This window comes from Streptomyces sp. NPDC101160 (genome assembly GCF_044768205.1).
Lineage (GTDB): Bacteria > Actinomycetota > Actinomycetes > Streptomycetales > Streptomycetaceae > Streptomyces.
In genome coordinates this window covers 712,881-728,019 of the sequence record NZ_JBIWPJ010000002.1, presented here as the reverse complement: position 1 = coordinate 728,019, position 15,139 = coordinate 712,881, and the positions used below count along the sequence as shown (strand labels likewise).

The 15,139-nt window shown below is 72.5% G+C and carries 14 protein-coding genes; 5 read left to right on the top strand and 9 right to left on the bottom strand.

The genetic code is table 11. The annotated features are described in order from the left end of the window. Positions 1–12 precede the first annotated feature (12 nt). A complete protein-coding gene (locus tag ACIRSU_RS08835) occupies positions 13–1,233 on the top strand; it encodes an FAD-dependent monooxygenase (RefSeq protein ID WP_403790025.1) in 1,221 nt (406 codons plus the stop codon). A 113-nt stretch (positions 1,234–1,346) separates the two neighbouring features. Here ACIRSU_RS08835 and ACIRSU_RS08830 read toward each other — a convergent pair whose 3' ends face one another. Together ACIRSU_RS08830 and ACIRSU_RS08825 are read right to left on the bottom strand one after the other, a co-directional pair. Then, a complete protein-coding gene (locus ACIRSU_RS08830) occupies positions 1,347–2,717 on the bottom strand; it encodes a right-handed parallel beta-helix repeat-containing protein (protein ID WP_403790024.1) in 1,371 nt (456 codons plus the stop codon). A gap of 113 nt (positions 2,718–2,830) precedes the next feature. Further along, positions 2,831–3,583 carry an SDR family NAD(P)-dependent oxidoreductase gene (locus ACIRSU_RS08825; RefSeq protein ID WP_403790023.1) on the bottom strand — a complete coding sequence of 251 codons (753 nt, stop codon included), beginning with the start codon at positions 3,581–3,583 and terminating at the stop codon, positions 2,831–2,833. A 156-nt stretch (positions 3,584–3,739) separates the two neighbouring features. Here ACIRSU_RS08825 and ACIRSU_RS08820 point away from each other — a divergent pair, with 156 nt between their 5' ends. After that, complete coding sequence (locus ACIRSU_RS08820) at positions 3,740–5,209, top strand: MFS transporter (RefSeq protein WP_403790022.1); 1,470 nt, start codon at positions 3,740–3,742, stop codon at positions 5,207–5,209. Between the two features lie 136 nt (positions 5,210–5,345). Here the strand turns inward: ACIRSU_RS08820 and ACIRSU_RS08815 are convergent, their stop codons facing one another. The 5 genes from ACIRSU_RS08815 to ACIRSU_RS08795 form a co-directional block, all read right to left on the bottom strand. Next, positions 5,346–6,116, bottom strand: coding sequence for an SDR family NAD(P)-dependent oxidoreductase (locus ACIRSU_RS08815; protein ID WP_403790021.1), 771 nt, complete (start codon positions 6,114–6,116; stop codon positions 5,346–5,348). A 2-nt stretch (positions 6,117–6,118) separates the two neighbouring features. Next, on the bottom strand, positions 6,119–6,817 hold the full coding sequence (locus ACIRSU_RS08810; protein ID WP_403790020.1) for an SDR family NAD(P)-dependent oxidoreductase: 699 nt from the start codon (positions 6,815–6,817) through the stop codon (positions 6,119–6,121). A 25-nt stretch (positions 6,818–6,842) separates the two neighbouring features. Then, on the bottom strand, positions 6,843–8,048 hold the full coding sequence (locus tag ACIRSU_RS08805; protein ID WP_403790019.1) for a cytochrome P450: 1,206 nt from the start codon (positions 8,046–8,048) through the stop codon (positions 6,843–6,845). Continuing rightward, entirely contained in the window at positions 8,045–8,728 is a 684-nt protein-coding gene (locus tag ACIRSU_RS08800) for a TenA family protein (RefSeq protein ID WP_403790018.1), read from the bottom strand. Before ACIRSU_RS08800 ends, ACIRSU_RS08805 begins: the two co-directional genes overlap by 4 nt. A 91-nt stretch (positions 8,729–8,819) precedes the next feature. Continuing rightward, on the bottom strand, positions 8,820–9,431 hold the full coding sequence (locus tag ACIRSU_RS08795; protein WP_403790017.1) for a PadR family transcriptional regulator: 612 nt from the start codon (positions 9,429–9,431) through the stop codon (positions 8,820–8,822). 151 nt (positions 9,432–9,582) lie between these two features. Here ACIRSU_RS08795 and ACIRSU_RS08790 point away from each other — a divergent pair, with 151 nt between their 5' ends. Further along, positions 9,583–10,026 carry a hypothetical protein gene (locus ACIRSU_RS08790; RefSeq protein WP_403790016.1) on the top strand — a complete coding sequence of 148 codons (444 nt, stop codon included), beginning with the start codon at positions 9,583–9,585 and terminating at the stop codon, positions 10,024–10,026. A gap of 64 nt (positions 10,027–10,090) precedes the next feature. Here the strand turns inward: ACIRSU_RS08790 and ACIRSU_RS08785 are convergent, their stop codons facing one another. Next, complete coding sequence (locus ACIRSU_RS08785) at positions 10,091–11,296, bottom strand: cytochrome P450 (RefSeq protein ID WP_403790015.1); 1,206 nt, start codon at positions 11,294–11,296, stop codon at positions 10,091–10,093. 5 nt (positions 11,297–11,301) lie between these two features. Then, complete coding sequence (locus ACIRSU_RS08780; protein ID WP_403790014.1) at positions 11,302–12,363, bottom strand: methyltransferase; 1,062 nt, start codon at positions 12,361–12,363, stop codon at positions 11,302–11,304. A gap of 171 nt (positions 12,364–12,534) precedes the next feature. On the opposite strand from ACIRSU_RS08780, the gene asnB reads away from it, so the two are divergent. Continuing rightward, a complete protein-coding gene (asnB, locus tag ACIRSU_RS08775; protein WP_403790013.1) occupies positions 12,535–14,391 on the top strand; it encodes an asparagine synthase (glutamine-hydrolyzing) in 1,857 nt (618 codons plus the stop codon). A 12-nt stretch (positions 14,392–14,403) separates the two neighbouring features. Then, the gene (locus ACIRSU_RS08770; protein WP_403790012.1) at positions 14,404–15,081 is read left to right on the top strand and encodes a class I SAM-dependent methyltransferase; all 678 of its coding nucleotides are present in this window, start codon (positions 14,404–14,406) and stop codon (positions 15,079–15,081) included. The last annotated feature ends 58 nt before the right edge of the window (positions 15,082–15,139 follow it).

The window sequence follows — 15,139 nt, the reverse complement described above, 5'->3', positions numbered from 1 at the left end:
AGAGAGGTGTCCATGGCGGTGACGACGAGCCGATCACCCATCCGGGTCCTGGTCATCGGCGGCGGTATCGGTGGTCTCTGCGTGGCCCAGGGGCTGCGGCGGGCCGGTGTCGACGTCCAGGTGTACGAGCGCGACGAGTCGGCCGACGGGCGCCGGCAGGGCTACCGGCTCCGGATCAGCCCCGAGGGCGAGGCGGCGCTCAGGGCCTGTCTGCCGCCGCGGCTGACCGAGCTGCTCGCGGCGACGGCGAACGCCCGCGACGACAGCGGACTGGCGGCCTACGACGAGCACCTGACGGCGCAGTGGGCGCCGGCCTTCGAGGACCCGCGGGCCGGCCGGGACGACAAGATCGATGCCGTGGACCGGGTGACGCTGCGGCGGATCCTGCTGGCCGGTCTCGACGAGGTCGTCCACTTCGGGAAGAACTTCGAGCAGCTGGAGCGGACGCCCGACGGGCGGGTGACCGCCCGTTTCGCGGACGGCAGCGAGGCCGTCGGTGATGTGCTGATCGCGGCGGACGGCACCAACTCGCGGGTCCGTGCCCAGCTCCGGCCCTGGGACAACCCCCAGGACCTGGGCATCCGGACGATCTTCTCCCGGATTCCGCGGCAGGAGGCCATCGAGGCAGGGCTGCCGGAGGCGCTGCGGGACCGCTTCAGCTATGTGATCGGCACCGACGGCCACCACCTGGGCCTGATGCCGATGCTGTTCCGCGAGCGGCCGTCGCGGGCGGCCGCCCGGCTGTGGCCGGGGGCGGGGCTCCAGGACAGCGACGACTACTACATGTCCGTGTTCAACGTGCACCTGGCGGACCTCGGTCTCACCGACGAGGAGTTCTTCGCGCTGAGCGGCGAGGAGCTGTGCGCGTTCGTGGTCGAACGGACCCGGGCGTGGCACCCCGACCTGCGGGAGATCTTCCGGTTCGCCGATCCCGCGACGTCGTTCGCGGTGGCGCTGCGGGCCACCCGGCCCGTGGAGGCGTGGGACACCTGCCCGGTGGTGCCCCTCGGTGACGCGGTGCACGCGATGCCGCCGTCGGGGGGCGTGGGCGCGAACACCGCCGCGCGGGACGCGGCGGCGCTCAGCGGCCTGCTGGCCGCGGTGGACCGCGGGGAGCGTGAACTGGCGGAGGCCGTCGGCGACTACCAGAAGGCGATGGTGGAGTACGCGACCGAGGGGGTGGAGATGTCGCTGCGGATCGCGGAGTGGTCGATCAAGCGGGCGCGGGGCTGACGACGGCAGAGCATCGCCCGCGTACGGGAGGTACGCGGGCGATGCTGCGCGGTACTGGCGCTTGCGGTACTGACGCCGGCGGTACTGACGCCGGCCTACTGGCGCTTGCGGTACTAGCGCTTGCTCACCGGGCCGGTGTCGCCGGCCGGGACCTGGGCGATGTTGTAGTAGACGTTGCCCTTGAAGGTGCTGACGGTGTCGTTGATCGTCGAGCCGCCCGGCGCGCCCACGAAGACGTTGTCGTGGTAATTGACCACGCTCTGGCCGTAGTTGCCGATCAGCGCCTTGGCGACCGACGTGTGGACGGTGTTGCCGTAGAAGGCGAGGTTGGTCATGGTGACGCCGCAGCCGTTGAAGATCACCGGGAAGGTGAAGCCGTTGTAGCTGGCGTCGTGGTCGTTGACGCTGACGTTGTACCGGACGACGACACCGTCGCTCAGCTGGCCGGGCGCGGTGCAGAAGGCCAGGAAGCCGCCGCCGTTGTCGTGGCTGTAGTTGTACTGGTAGGTGACGTCGGAGTTGGCGCCGTCGGCGTCGAAGGCCATCATCGGCGGCGCGGAGGCACCGTGCGAGACCTCGTTGTACTCCATCACGGCCTTGTCGGAGTTCCAGACCCAGACGCCGGAGTGGTAGGCGGTGGCGCGCAGACCGAAGCCGTCGACGACGTTGTGGTCGATCCTGGGGGCGGTGCCGTTCTGCACCACGATGCCGTCGCCGCCCTGGTTCGACAGCCGGTTCCCGGTGATGCGGACGTTGGTCATCGGCACGTAGCTGTTCTCGCCGGCCGGGAACAGGGCGCGCTTGGACCACTGGGACTCGGTGGCGATGCCGTAGCCGTCGGTGCCGGAGACGGTGCTGTTGGACACCGTGATGCCGTCGAAGGTGGTCGGCTTGGCCGAGCCGGCCGCCTTCAGGACGATGCCGCCGCTGTCCTCGTTGTCCGGCCCCGTGCTGTCGATGCCGGTGACGTCGTGCACGTTCACGTTGTCGATGACGTAGTGGCTGCCGGTGCCGTAGTCGCTGAGCAGCACGTAGATGCCGGTGCGCGCGGTGGAGTCCCGGGTGGTGGTGTCCGAGACGTCGAGGTTGCGCAGCTCCCAGCCCTGCACGTTGTGCAGGTAGACCGTGGCGCGGGCGCCGCCGCCGGCGAGGAACGCGCGGGCGCTGCCGCCGTAGGTGCTGACCGTGATCGGCGCGGTGGCCGTGCCGGAACCGTGCGGTGCGAGGACGCCGTTGCAGGTGACGCCGCTGCGCAGGAGGACGGAGTCGCCCGGGCCGAAGGTGGTGCCGCTGACCTTGGCGAGACTGCGCCAGGCGGTCGTGGCGGACGTGCCGGCCGCGGAGTCGTCGCCGGCGGAGCAGTCGACGTAGTACTGCCGGCCGTCGGCGTAGGCGGGGGCGGCCGCGGCGAGCGGGGTGCCGCACAGGGCGAGGACCATCGCCGCTCCCGCGGCCGCTGTTCTCGGTATACGGGTGGATCGCATGCTTGGTGCTCCTTCTGCTTGCGTGACGCTGTCTCAGCGTGGCTGAGATGGTGTGGTCGCCCGGCCGAGAGCCGCTCGAACGGGAGTCGAGCCGCCCTCGAACGCGAAGCGGATCACCGGCCGCCGGCGGGGTGGATGATCTGGCCGTTGACGTTCCCGTTCGCCGCCGAGCCGAGGAAGACGATCAGCCTGGCCACGTCGTCCGCCGTGCTCAGACGGCCGCTGGGGGTGTCCGCGACCGCTTTCTCCAGGAGCGCCGGGTCGACCGCGTCGAGGCTCTCGGTGAGCGTGCCGCCGGGCGCGACCACGTTGGCGAGCACGCCGTCGCCCGTCCACATCAGGCCACGGACGAAGCCGTGCAGCGACGCCTTGGCGGCGCTGTAGATCTCCGAGCCCGGATTGCCGTGCGTCGCCGTCACCGAGGACAGCAGCACGATGCGGCCCCAGCCGCGTTCGCGCATGCCGCCGAGGGCCTGACGCACCGTCCAGAGATGACCCTCGACGTTCTCCCGGTAGCGGCTCAGCCAGAAGTCCATCGGGAACTCGTGGTACGGCACCATCTCCTCGGGGTTCATCCACACCCACGTCTGGGCGTTGGCGACCACCACGTCGACGCCGCCCCACCGCTCCTCGACGGCGCTCACCGTCGCGGCGACCGATGCCGGGTCCGCCAGCTCGTAGTGGAGCGCGCAGGCGCGGTCGGCGCCGCCGAGTTCCTCGACCAGTTCCTTCGCGGCGTGCTCGGACCGGTTGTACGTGACCGCGACCCGCGCGCCCTCGGCGGCGAAGGCCTTCGCGGTGGCCCGGCCGATACCCCTCGTGGCGCCGGTGACCAGTACCCGTTTGTCCGCCAGTCCCAGATCCATGGCATGTCCCCTCGTACGTCGTGCGGCAGGGCCCCGTCGGCCGGGTCCCGGCCCCACCTTCGGGAACGGCGCTCGAGCGCGGCTTGACCGGTTGTGGAGCTGCCGGCCGCACAGTTCGCGCCAGATTCGCGTCATCGATTCCCGAAAGGCTCGGCCATGGACCCCACTCCCACGGACAGACTGCGCTGGTACGCCCTCGCGGCGATCCTGACCACCCACTGCATGGACCTGCTCGACGGCATGATGGTGAACACGGCCGCTCCGGCGATCGGCGAGGGACTGCACGGCAGCAGCACCGACCTGCAGTGGATGGGCGCCGGTTACGCCCTGGCGTTCGCCTCCCTGCTGATCACCGGCGGGCGGCTCGGGGACATCGCCGGCCGCAAGCGGATGCTGCTGATCGGCACGGCGGGGTTCACCTGCGCCTCGCTGCTCGCGGGTCTCGCGGTGAACCCGGGGATGATCATCGTCGCGCGGATGGCGCAGGGGGCCTGTGCCGCGGTGATGGTGCCCCAGGGACTCGGCATCATGCGCGAGCTGTTCCCGCCGCGCGAGTTGCCCAAGGCGATCGGTCTGATGGGCCCGGTGGTGGGCGTCGCCGCGATCGTCGCGCCGGTGCTTGGCGGTGCGCTGACGACCGGGAACCTGTTCGGTCTCGGCTGGCGCGCGGTGTTCTTCGTCAATCTGCCGCTCGGTGTCCTGGCCCTGTTCGGCGCCGTGCGGTACGTACCCGACCAGCCGCCCGCCGACGGGGCGTCCGTACGCCGCCTGGACGGGATCGGCACCGCGCTGGCCGTCGGCGCGATGGTCCTGGTCGCGTACCCGCTGATGCAGGGGCGCACGGACGGCTGGCCGGCGTGGTGCTTCGTCAGCATGGGCGCGGCGCTGCCGGTGCTGGTCGTGCTCGGCGTCCACCAGCGCCGACGGGCGCGGGCCGGCCGGGTACCGCTGATCGAGCCGCGCCTGGTCCGCCACGGCGGATTCGTCGCCGCGCTGCTGCTCGGGGTGCTGTACTACACGGCGCTGAGCGGCATGATGTTCGCGCTCCTGGTGCAGCTGCAGACCGCGCACGGCTTCACCGCGCTGGGCGCCGGCCTGGCCATGCTGCCGTGGACGCTCGGCTCGGCCGTCGGATCGGCCGTCGCCGGGAACCTGCTGGTACGGCGCCTCGGCGGCCGGCGCACCCTGCTGGGCGGCCTCGCGCTGCTGGTGGCCGGGGCGGTCGGGGTGATCGCGGTGGTCTCGCGCGGCCACGCCGTCACCACCTGGCAGCTGCTGGTTCCGCTCTCGCTGCTCGGCCTCGGCATGGGCGGCGTGCTGACCCCGTACTACGACATCTCGCTCGGCATGGTCGCCCTGCCGGAGACCGGCGCGGCCTCGGGCCTGCTCAACTCCTTCCAGCAGCTGGGCAACAGCATCGGCTACGCGCTGCTCGGCACGGTCTTCTTCAGCTACCTGCCGGACGAGCGGTACGGCGCGGACGGCGCCCTCCGCGTCACCTTCTGGCTCGCCGCCGGCCTGCTCGCGGCGGCCTTCGTGACGGCGTTCGGGATGCGCCCCCGCACCCACCGGGCCCAGCCCGGCCCGGCGAGCCGCACGGATCTGGTCCCGGAGGGCCAGGTCTGACTCCGGCTCCGGACCGGACCCGCGCGCCCCGCCTCCCGCCGGAGCTCCGGCGGGAGGCGGGGCGCGTGGCGCATGGCGCGTGGCGCGTCGGGAGCCGCCGAAGCACGTGAAGCCGGTGCGCTCGGGGCCGGGCGGATCAGCGCAGGGCCGGGCGGGTCATTCCGGCGTCGATGGTGTAGTCCGAGCCGGTGATGCTGGGGACCTTGCCGGAGGCGAGGAGGACGACCAGGGTGGCGACTTCCTCGGGTTCGATGATGCGGCCGGTGGCCAGGCCGGTCATCTTCGGGACGGCCTCGATGAACTCCTCGGGGGTGAGTCCGGCGCTGCGCGCGGTCTGCGGGTTGGTCCACACCCGGGTGCGGACGGGACCGGGCGAGATGGTGTTGACGCGGACGCCCTTGGGAGTGAACTCCGCGGCCAGCGACTTGCCGACGCTGGCGAGGGCGGCCTTGGCGGCCGAGTAGTGGCCGAGACGCGGGTCGGCGAGGGTGGCGTTGATCGAGCCGATGTTGATGACGGCGCCGCGGCGCTCGACCAGGCTGGGCAGTGCCTCGCGGGTGGTGCGGATCGCGGTGAGGACGTTCAGGCCGAACGCCTCGCGCCAGGTGTCGTCGTCGATGTCGAGGAAGCCCGTGGCCAGTTTCACGCCGCCGCCGACGTTGTTGACCAGGATGTCGACGCCGCCGAACTCGTCCAGCGCGTGCGTGATCAGGGTCCGTGCGCCGTCCTCGGTGGCCAGGTCGACGGTGCGGGTGTACGGGGTGGCGGCGCGCAGGTCGGGGCCGACGGTGCGGGAGCCGCCGAGCACCCGCGCGCCCGCTTCGGTGAGGGCGCGCACGCAGGCCAGCCCGATCCCGCTGCCGGCTCCGGTGACCACGGCGGTTCTGCCGGTCAGGTCGAATCGCATGGCTACTCCTGTGACGTGGATGAGTGTGCGGCGAAGAAGTGTCCGGTGGGGCCGCCGTGCGGCTGCGTCGCGACGTCGGCGATGTACCGGGCGGCCTGCTCGGGGGGCTGGTGGGGGCCCGGCATCATGCGGGTGCGGACGCGGCCCGGGTTGACGGCGTTGACGCGGACGCCGGTGCCCTCGGTGGTCGCGGCGAGCAGGGTGGTGAGGCCGTTGAGCGCGCTCTTGGACAGCGAGTAGCCGGGGGTGCCGGGGAACAGCCGGCCGCCGAACTCCGCGGTGGTGCCGCTGGAGACGACCAGGGCGTGGCCGCTGCCGCGCCGGACCATGGCCGGCAGGAACTCCTGCAGCACCCGCCAGGTGCCCAGCAGGTTCACCCGCAGGGTCCGTTCGACCAGCTCCAGCGGGACGGCGAGGGGGTCGGTGCCCGCGTCGAGCAGCACGCCGGCGTTGCACAGCAGGATGTCCGGCGGGCCGACGGTCTTCGCGGCGCGGGCGACGCTGTCCGGGTCGGTGGTGTCGAGGTCCGTCCAGCGGGTGCCGAGCTCCGCCGCGGCGGCGCGGGCCTGTTCGGGGTCGCGGGCGGTGAGCACGACGTCCAGGCCCCGCCGGTGCAGTTCGGCGGCGACGGCGCGGCCGATACCGCGGTTGGCGCCGGTGATGAGGGCGGTGCCGGTGGTCGGGGCGGTGCCGGTGGTCATCGGGTCTCCTGGGGTCCGGCGCCGGTCAGTGCAGGCGCACGCGCAGGTGTTTGACGCTGTTCATGAAGTTGGTCTCCGGGCGGGCGGGGGCCTCGACGAGTTCCAGCCGGGGCAGCAGGTCGGCGACGCCGTCCAGGAACTCGCGCAGCTCCAGGACCGCCAGGCCGTTGCCGATGCACACGTGCGGTCCGCCGCCGCCGAAGCTGAGCTGGGGGTTGGGCGTGCGGCCGAGGTCGAACCGGTCGGGGTCGGTGAACACCCGCTCGTCGCGGTTGGCGGAGCTGTACCAGACGACGACCTTCTCCCCCGCCGCCACCGGCTGCCCGGCGATCTCGGTGTCGGTGACGGCGCGCCGGGCGAAGTGGGTGACCGGGGTGACCCAGCGCAGCACCTCGGCGGCGGCGCCCGGCAGCAGGCCGCGGTCCTCGCGCAGCCGGGCGAGTTGACCGGGGTGGTCGAGCAGGGCGAGGACGCCGCCGGTGACGGAGCAGTAGGTGGTCTCGATGCCCGCGGTGATGAGCGTGGAGGCGAACAGGCCGACCTCGTCCGGGGTGAGCCGGTCGGGCAGGCCGAGCCGTTCCGCGCCGTCCAGGCGGGCGTTCAGCAGCAGCGAGAAGCAGTCGTCGGCGGGGTGGGCGGCCCGGTGGTGGGCGAAGTCGTGCAGGTAGGCGTGGATCTGCTGGAAGGGGTTGGGCCCGGCGTCGTCGCCGTACTCCTGGTCGCCGAGGTTCACCGTCCGGCGGGCCCAGCCGAGCATGGTGGCGCGGTCCTGCCGCGGGATGTCGAGCAGTTCGAGCAGCACCTCGAAGGGCAGGCGCAGCGCGATGTCCTCGGCGAGGTCGAACTCGCCCTTCTCCCGGGCCTCTTCGAGGAGGGAGTCGACGATGCCGCGGATCGGGGCGCGCAGGGCGGCCAGCCGGGCGGGCGCGAACACCTTGAAGGTCAGCTTGCGCACCCGGGTGTGCTCGGCGCCGTCCAGGAACGTGATGATCGGCGGGCTCGGGTCGACCTTGCGGATCGAGGTCATGGTGGTCGGGCTGGAGGAGAAGGTCCGCGCGTCCCGGGAGACGGCGGACACGTCCTGGTGCCGCACCACGTGCCACAGCGGCTCGCCGTCGGTGTCCTTGCCGCGGCTGACCGGCGCGGAGTCGCGCAGGTGGCGGAAGTGCTCGTACGGGACTCCGTCGGCGAAGGACTTCGGGTCCATCAGGTCGAGGTTCGAGACGGTCATTGCGCACCCTTTCCGGCCGGCCGCGCGGCCGGTGCGGCACAGGCGTCGGCGAAGGCGAGTTCGTGGTGGATGCCGAGGGCGAAGTGCGTGGTGATCAGGCGGCGTTGCGCGGGTGAGGACCGTTCGCCGAGCCGGTCGGCCAGCTCGGAGAAGGCCTCGACGGCGAAGCGGTACGACTCGCCGGGGTGGTAGGCGGTGATCCAGGGCAGGTAGCGGGTGCCCGGTACGGCGTGGTCGCGCAGGTGGTCGGAGACCTCGGCGTTGAACCAGACCATGGGCAGCAGCGCTCCGACGCCGGCGTGGTACGAGGAGGCCGCGGCGGAGGTGAAGAAGGCGGCGTGGGTCGCCACCGCCGGCGCGACGGGCTCCGCGGCGGCGTCCGGCCCGGGCAGCCCGAGGCCGGGGGCGAGGGCGGCGTAGGCCGCGCGCAGGCCGTCGCGGGCGTCCAGGGTGCCGACGACGGACTGGCCGAACAGGCGGGCGCCGGCGTCGTCGGGGGCGTCGGCGGCGCAGCGGGCCAGCGCGCGGGCGTAGGCGGGCAGCAGGTAGGCGGTGTCCTGGTGGACGAACCGGGCCAGCGCTGCGGCGGGCAGCGTCCCGTCGCGCAGGCCGGTCCAGAACGGATGGTTCAGCACCTCGTGCAGCACCGGTGCGCAGATCTCGCGGAGTTCCTGCCGCATCGCTCTCCCTCTCGCCGCGTCGTCCGTCGGCTCGGGACGGTAGTGACGCGCACTCGAAGGAGGCTGGTGCCGCTCTCGACCGGTCAGGCCCCTAGCCGGCTCCGGGTCCGGCGAGGCCGGTGAGTTCTTCCCACGACCAGCGCAGGCGTCCGGCGCGCAGGTCGTCGGTGACGGCGCTGAGCCAGCGCAGCTCCGCCGCGGCCATGGCGTGCTGGTACTCGGTCTCCAGCCAGATGACGCGGCCGAGGCCGTCGTCGCCCTCGCCGGCGAGCCGGGCGTCGAGGGCGTCCACGGTGCGGGCGAGGGCCGCGGCGCGGCCGTCCAGGACGGTGAGCGCCTCCTCGGGGGTGAGCATCAGCGCGAAGGAGAGCGCGACGGGGAACTGCGGATACTCCGCCTTGGGCGTGCCGAGCATGTCGAGCAGCCACTCACGGGCGACCCGGCGGCCCTCCTCGGTGATCCGGTAGACGGTGCGCTCGGCGTACTGCTCGTCGCGCTCCACCTCGTGCACCTCGACGAGACCGGCGGCGACGAGCCGCTCGACGGTCCGGTGGATGCTCGTGCGCTGGCCGACGTTGACGACCTGGTCCTTGCCCCACTCCTTGATGAGCCGCTGCATGCCGTACGGGTGCAGCGGCCGGTAGTGCAGCAGCGACAGGACGGTCAGGGCGAGCGGGGAACTGCGCGGTGTGGAGGTGGACATGGCGGCAGTCTAAGCCCCACCGTAACTAGTTGCACTGACACTAGTTGCTGTGCAACCATTGAGGGGCCGGCGTGAGAGGCCGGCGAAAGAGCCGCAAGACGGCGAACCGGCACGCAGAAGACACGACGGGCCGACCGAAAGGACCACCGACATGACCACCACCGAGCGCATCACCGCCCGTGGCACCGTGACGAAGCGGCTGGGCACATGGACGGCCGCCGACGCCTTCGACGTCCGCGGCCAGGACGCGAGCATCGTGCTCGACCTGCGCGCCCCGGACGTCCCCCAGGACCTGCAGATCACCGTGGACCTGCGGCACAGCACGCTGAAGCTGCTGGTGGGCGACGGCGACGTGCTCGACGACGGGGACGTCACCTGGCCCGCCAAGGGCCGGCTGAAGGACGCCCAGGGCCCCGACGGCAAGACGGGCCGCCGGATCCACCTGTACGGCACCGCCGTCGACAGCGAGATCCGGGTCCACCGCGGCGGCGTGGCCATCGTGTCCGCGATGCTCTCCCGGGAGTACCTGGACGACGCCCGGCGCGCGCTCAAGGAGCGCCGGCACACCACCGTCGACGACCCGTCGCGCGGCTAGGGGGCTGTCCGGCGGATCAGGGGCGGCCGCGACCCTGATCCGCCGGACGGGCCCTGGGCCGCCGCTACCAGGCGACCGGGAGCGAGTGCACCCCGTGGAACACCTTGTCCTCGCCGGCCGTCGGGACCTGCTCCGGAGGGACGGCGAGGCGCAGGTCCGGCAGCCGGCGCAGCAGCGCGCGGAAGGCCAGCTTCATCTCGAACCGGGCCAGTTGGGCGCCCAGACACTGGTGCACACCGTGCCCGAAGGCCAGATGAGGCGCCTCGTCGCGGGACAGGTCGAGCCGGTCCGGAGCGGTGTAGACCGCCGCGTCGCGGTTGGCCGAGGCGAGCGAGATGATCAGGGTCTCCCCCGCCCGCACCTTCTGCCCGGCCACCTCCAGGTCCTCGCGGGCCGTACGGGTCAGCCCGAACTGGACGATGGTCAGATAGCGCAGGAGTTCCTCGACCGCGGTGTCCCACAGGCTCTCGTCGGCGGCCCGCAGCGCCGCCAGCTGTCCGGGGTGCCGGAGCAGCGCGAACGCCCCGAGCCCGAGCATGTTCGCGGTCGTCTCCAGGCCGGCGATCAGCAGCAGCGCGCCGATCCCGACGACCTCCTCGTCCGTCAGCGAGCCGGCCCCGTGCAGGAGGTCGCTCAGGATGTCCTCGCCGGGCCGGACCCTGCGGTCCCGTACCAGCTCGGCGAGGCCGCCGTACAGTCCGTCCCGGGCCTCGCGCAGCGGCTCCTCGGCGGTGTCCAGGGACAGCATCGCGAGGATCCAGCGCTGGTAGTCCGGGCGCTCCGCCTCGGAGATGCCGAGCATCTCGGTGATGACCCTGGTCGGGATCGGCTGCGCGAACCACTGGACCAGGTCGGCGGGCGAGCCGTGCTCGGTCATCGCGGTCAGCTGCTCGTCGATGATCTGCTCCAGCCGGGGCGTGATCTCACGGCAGCGTTTGCGGGTGAAGTAGCGGCTCACCTGCCGCCGGTAGCGGCTCTGCTCCGGCGGGTCGAGCGCCGAGAAGACGCCGGGCGGCACGTCCAGCTCGTCCTCGGGGAGCGGGAGTTCGGTCGCCGGCGTGACCTGGATCAGCGGCGGGCTGGTCCGCGGGTCCGCCAGCGCGGCCCGCACGTCCTCGTACCGGGTGACCAGCCAGCCGATCCGGCCGCCGGGCAGCCGCAGCCGGCTCATCGGCCGTTCGGCGCGCAGCCGCGCGTACTCCTCGGGCGGGTCGAACGGGCAACCGCGCCGCGCCGGCAAGGTCATCGGGTCGGGAAGCGGCATCGACATGCTCGTCACACCGGCCGGTACTCGAGCAGCGCGACGTCGCCGGGCGCGGGATCGTTGGCCGGGGCGAATCCGGCGTCGGCGGCCAGCCGGTTCCACTCGGCGCGACCGCGCTCCCGGCCGCCGAGCACGGCGAGCGACTCGACGTCGATCAGCTTGCCGATGTCCCACTCGCCCGGGCCGCGCAGCAGGTTCTCCATGATCAGCAGCCGGGCGTCGGTGCGGCCGATCGCCGCGCGGATGCTGCGCAGAATGAGCACGGCCTTGTCGTCGTCCCAGTTGTGCAGCGTGTTCTTGACGAAGTACGCGTCGCAGCCCGACGGCACCTCGGTGAAGAAGTCGATCGGGGCGACGGTGACGCGGTCCTCCACACCGGAGCCGTCGAGGACCTCCTTGGCCTCGGCGACGGTGTGCGGCTGGTCGGCCAGCACTCCCGTGGTGCCGGGGTGGCGGCGCAGCAGCTCGACGAGGAAGTGGCCGCGCCCGCCGCCCACGTCGGCGATCCTGGCGAACCTGCCGAAGTCGAACTCGTCGAAGACGCGCTCCGTGCCGGGGTAGCTGTTCTGCAGCATCGCCCGGTCGAGGACCGCCGCCTTCTCGGGGTTGGCCTTCGTGTACGCGTAGAACGGCATCCCGAAAGCGTGCGTGAACGCCGATCCGCCGGTGCGCAGGGTGTGCGCCACGTTCTCGTAGGGACGCCAGAGCATCGGGTCGGAGGCGAACAGGAACATGTCGCGGATGCCGCCCTCGGCGCCCGAGACCAGGCCCTCGGAGACCGGCAGCAGCGCGAAGCGGCCGTCCTCGCCCTCGTGGAGCACGCCGGCGGCGGCGACGGCCCGCAGCACCCGGTAGAGGGCGTCGGGGTCGGTGCCGGTCGCGGCGCTGATCTCGGCCACCGTGCGCGGGCCGTCGGCCAGCGCGTCGGGCACCCTGACCTCGACGATCGCCCGTAGCGCGCCGATCGCCCACTTCGCGTAGACGAATCCGAGCACCTGCTGGCGCGGCGGCAGGCCGCGGTCGAACCATCCGTCCATGCCCGCGGGCTGCGGAGGGCCGTCCTGCGCGTTCATCCTTGTCCACCTCTCGTCGGGGGCTCCGGCCGCCGACAGCCTCCCGGCGCCGGCTCGAATCCGGGTGGAACGGTGCTCGGTCGCGACGGCGGGTTCCACCGGCGGTCGAGGAGTACTCGAAGCGGCTGCCGGACGCTCGGGGCGGTAGCGCAATCGACGAAGGGGACGCCTATGTGCGGCATCACGGGGTGGGTGGACTTCGGCCGGGACCTCGCAGGGGAACGGCCGGTGCTGCAGGCGATGACCGACGCCCTGGCCGCCCGCGGCGTCGACGGCCAGGGGCTGTGGCTGGACGGCCACGCGGCGCTCGGGCACACCCGGACGGCGGTCATCGACGTGGCCGGCGGCGCGCAGCCGCTGGCGGTGGAGGAGGACGGCCGCACGGCGGCCGTGATCGTGCACAACGGCGAGATCTACAACTTCCAGCAGCTGCGCGGCGAACTCCAGGCCCGCGGGCGCCGGTTCCGCACCCGCACGGACACCGAGGTGGCGCTCCAGGCGTACCTGGAGTGGGGGCCGTCCTTCGCCTCGCGCCTGGAGGGCATCTTCGCGTTCGCCATCTGGGACGTGCGCCGCGACGAGCTGGTGCTGGTGCGCGACCGGCTGGGCGTGAAGCCGCTGTTCTACACCGCCCTCCCGCAGGGCGTGCTGTTCGGCTCCGAGCCCAAGGCGCTGCTCGCCCACCCCGCGGTCCGCCCGGTGGTGGACCTGGAGGGCCTGCGCGAGCTGTTCACCGTGGCCAAGCAGCCGGGCCGGGCGGTCTTCCGGGACATGCGGGAGCTGCTGCCCGGCCACACGCTGACCATCGGCCGCGACGGCGCCCGGCTGCGCACGTACTGGACGCTGACGGCGCGCGAGCACACCGACGACCTGCGGAACACCGTGGGCACGGTGCGCGATCTGCTGGACGACATCGTGCGGCGCGAGCTGGTCGCCGACGTGCCGCTGTGCACCGCGCTCTCCGGCGGCCTGGACTCGAGCACGGTCACCGCGGTCGCCGCCGGCCTGCGGTGGAAGCAGGACGGCGAGCGGATCCGGACCTTCGTCACCACCTTCGACGGCTACGTGGAGAACTTCCGGAAGGACGACGTGCGGTTCTCGCCGGACGAGCCGTACGCGGCCGAGGTCGCGGCGCACGTCTCCTCCGACCACGTCAACATCCGGCTCGACCCGCACGCCCTGATGGACCCCGGCACCCGGCGGGAGGTGGTGCTCGCGCAGGACGCCCCGTCCACGCTGGGCGACATGGACACCTCCAACTACCTGACCTCGCGCGAGATCAAGACCCACTCGACCGTGGCGCTGGTCGGCGAGGTCGCCGACGAGATCTTCGGCGGCTACAACTGGATGTTCAAGCCGGAGTGCGTGGCCGCCGACGTCTTCCCCTGGGTGGTCAACGAGGGTCTGCACCCGAGCAACCGGGGCGGCCAGGGGCGCGACCTGTTCGCCGTCGGCTTCCTGGAGAAGCTGGACATGGCGGGTCACTACGCCGACAGCTACCGCGAGGCGGTCGCGCAGGTGCCGCACCAGACGGGCGAGAGCCCCGAGGAGGCCCGGATGCGCACCATCGGCCACCTCACCCTGACCCGGTGGCTGCCGATGCTCCTCGACCGCGGCGACCGGCTCTCCATGGCGCACGGCCTGGAGCTGCGCGTGCCGTACGCCGACCACCGGCTGGTGGAGTACCTCTACAACACCCCGTGGAGCTTCAAGACCTTCGACGGTCAGGAGAAGTCCCTCCTGCGGGCCGTCGCCCGGGACCTGCTGCCGTCCTCCGTCCTCGAGCGCAAGAAGAGCCCGTGGCCGGTCACCCAGGACCCGGCGTACACCAGGATGCTCCACGCGGAGCTGGCCGCCCTGGCCGCCGACGACAGCGCGCCGATCCAGCCGTACCTCAACCACGAGGCGGTGCGGCGCACCCTGGACCACCCCGGCGACGCGCACGACTGGCCGAGCCGCATGCACCTGGAAATGGCCCTTCAGTTCAACACCTGGCTGCGCCACTACGGCATCGAACTGGCGATCTGAACGGAGACCCACATGACCGACCTCGCGCCCGACCGGCTCGATCCCCGCATCGCACACGCCCAGGAGGTGTACACGCGCGGGAAGCTGGCGATCTACGACAAGTGGGTGCTGGGGCTGTTCTGCTCGGCGGTGTGGCGCTGCCCGGCGCACGTGATGCGCCGCCTCTACGACACCTCCGTCGGCCGGCGCCATCTGGACATCGGGCCCGGCACCGGCTACTTCGTCGACAAGTGCCGGTTCCCGGACCCCGATCCGGAGATCACGCTGCTCGACCTCAACCAGGAGTGCCTCGACATGTCGGCGGCGCGGATCGCCCGCTACCGCCCGCGGACCTGCCGGGCCAACCTGATGGAGCCGCTGCCGCTGCCCGCGCAGCACTTCGACTCGGCCGCCATGAACCTGGTGTTCCACACCATCCCCGGCGGCTGGGACGGCAAGGGCGTCATCCTCAAGCACGTCGCGCAGACGCTGCGCCCCGGCGGCGTGCTGTTCGGCACGACCGTGCTGGCCGAGGGCGTGCCGATGAACCGGCTGACGCACAAGCTGCTCCTGGAGCAGCACCGGCGCGGCAACTTCCAGAACCAGGGCGACGATCCGCAGGGTCTGGAGCGCCAGCTGGCGAAGTACTTCCCGGAGTACCGGGTGCGCATCCGCGGCGCGGTCGCGCTGTTCCGGGCGACGGCCGGCTGACGCCGGCGGGGAATGCCGAGGGCGCCGGTCCCGTGCGGGACCGGCGCCCTCGTGGTGT

What these genes read in the sequence shown, in the direction of transcription:
- ACIRSU_RS08810 (WP_403790020.1), bottom strand. Translation starts at nt 6,817, where the DNA reads ATGACCACCGGCACCGCCCCGACCACCGGCACCGCCCTCATCACCGGC.
- ACIRSU_RS08800 (WP_403790018.1), bottom strand. Translation starts at nt 8,728, where the DNA reads ATGCGGCAGGAACTCCGCGAGATCTGCGCACCGGTGCTGCACGAGGTG.
- ACIRSU_RS08815 (WP_403790021.1), bottom strand. Translation starts at nt 6,116, where the DNA reads ATGCGATTCGACCTGACCGGCAGAACCGCCGTGGTCACCGGAGCCGGC.
- ACIRSU_RS08805 (WP_403790019.1), bottom strand. Translation starts at nt 8,048, where the DNA reads ATGACCGTCTCGAACCTCGACCTGATGGACCCGAAGTCCTTCGCCGAC.
- ACIRSU_RS08825 (WP_403790023.1), bottom strand. Translation starts at nt 3,583, where the DNA reads ATGGATCTGGGACTGGCGGACAAACGGGTACTGGTCACCGGCGCCACG.
- ACIRSU_RS08835 (WP_403790025.1), top strand. Translation starts at nt 13, where the DNA reads ATGGCGGTGACGACGAGCCGATCACCCATCCGGGTCCTGGTCATCGGC.
- ACIRSU_RS08795 (WP_403790017.1), bottom strand. Translation starts at nt 9,431, where the DNA reads ATGTCCACCTCCACACCGCGCAGTTCCCCGCTCGCCCTGACCGTCCTG.
- ACIRSU_RS08785 (WP_403790015.1), bottom strand. Translation starts at nt 11,296, where the DNA reads ATGTCGATGCCGCTTCCCGACCCGATGACCTTGCCGGCGCGGCGCGGT.
- ACIRSU_RS08830 (WP_403790024.1), bottom strand. Translation starts at nt 2,717, where the DNA reads ATGCGATCCACCCGTATACCGAGAACAGCGGCCGCGGGAGCGGCGATG.
- ACIRSU_RS08820 (WP_403790022.1), top strand. Translation starts at nt 3,740, where the DNA reads ATGGACCCCACTCCCACGGACAGACTGCGCTGGTACGCCCTCGCGGCG.
- ACIRSU_RS08770 (WP_403790012.1), top strand. Translation starts at nt 14,404, where the DNA reads ATGACCGACCTCGCGCCCGACCGGCTCGATCCCCGCATCGCACACGCC.
- ACIRSU_RS08780 (WP_403790014.1), bottom strand. Translation starts at nt 12,363, where the DNA reads ATGAACGCGCAGGACGGCCCTCCGCAGCCCGCGGGCATGGACGGATGG.
- asnB (WP_403790013.1), top strand. Translation starts at nt 12,535, where the DNA reads ATGTGCGGCATCACGGGGTGGGTGGACTTCGGCCGGGACCTCGCAGGG.
- ACIRSU_RS08790 (WP_403790016.1), top strand. Translation starts at nt 9,583, where the DNA reads ATGACCACCACCGAGCGCATCACCGCCCGTGGCACCGTGACGAAGCGG.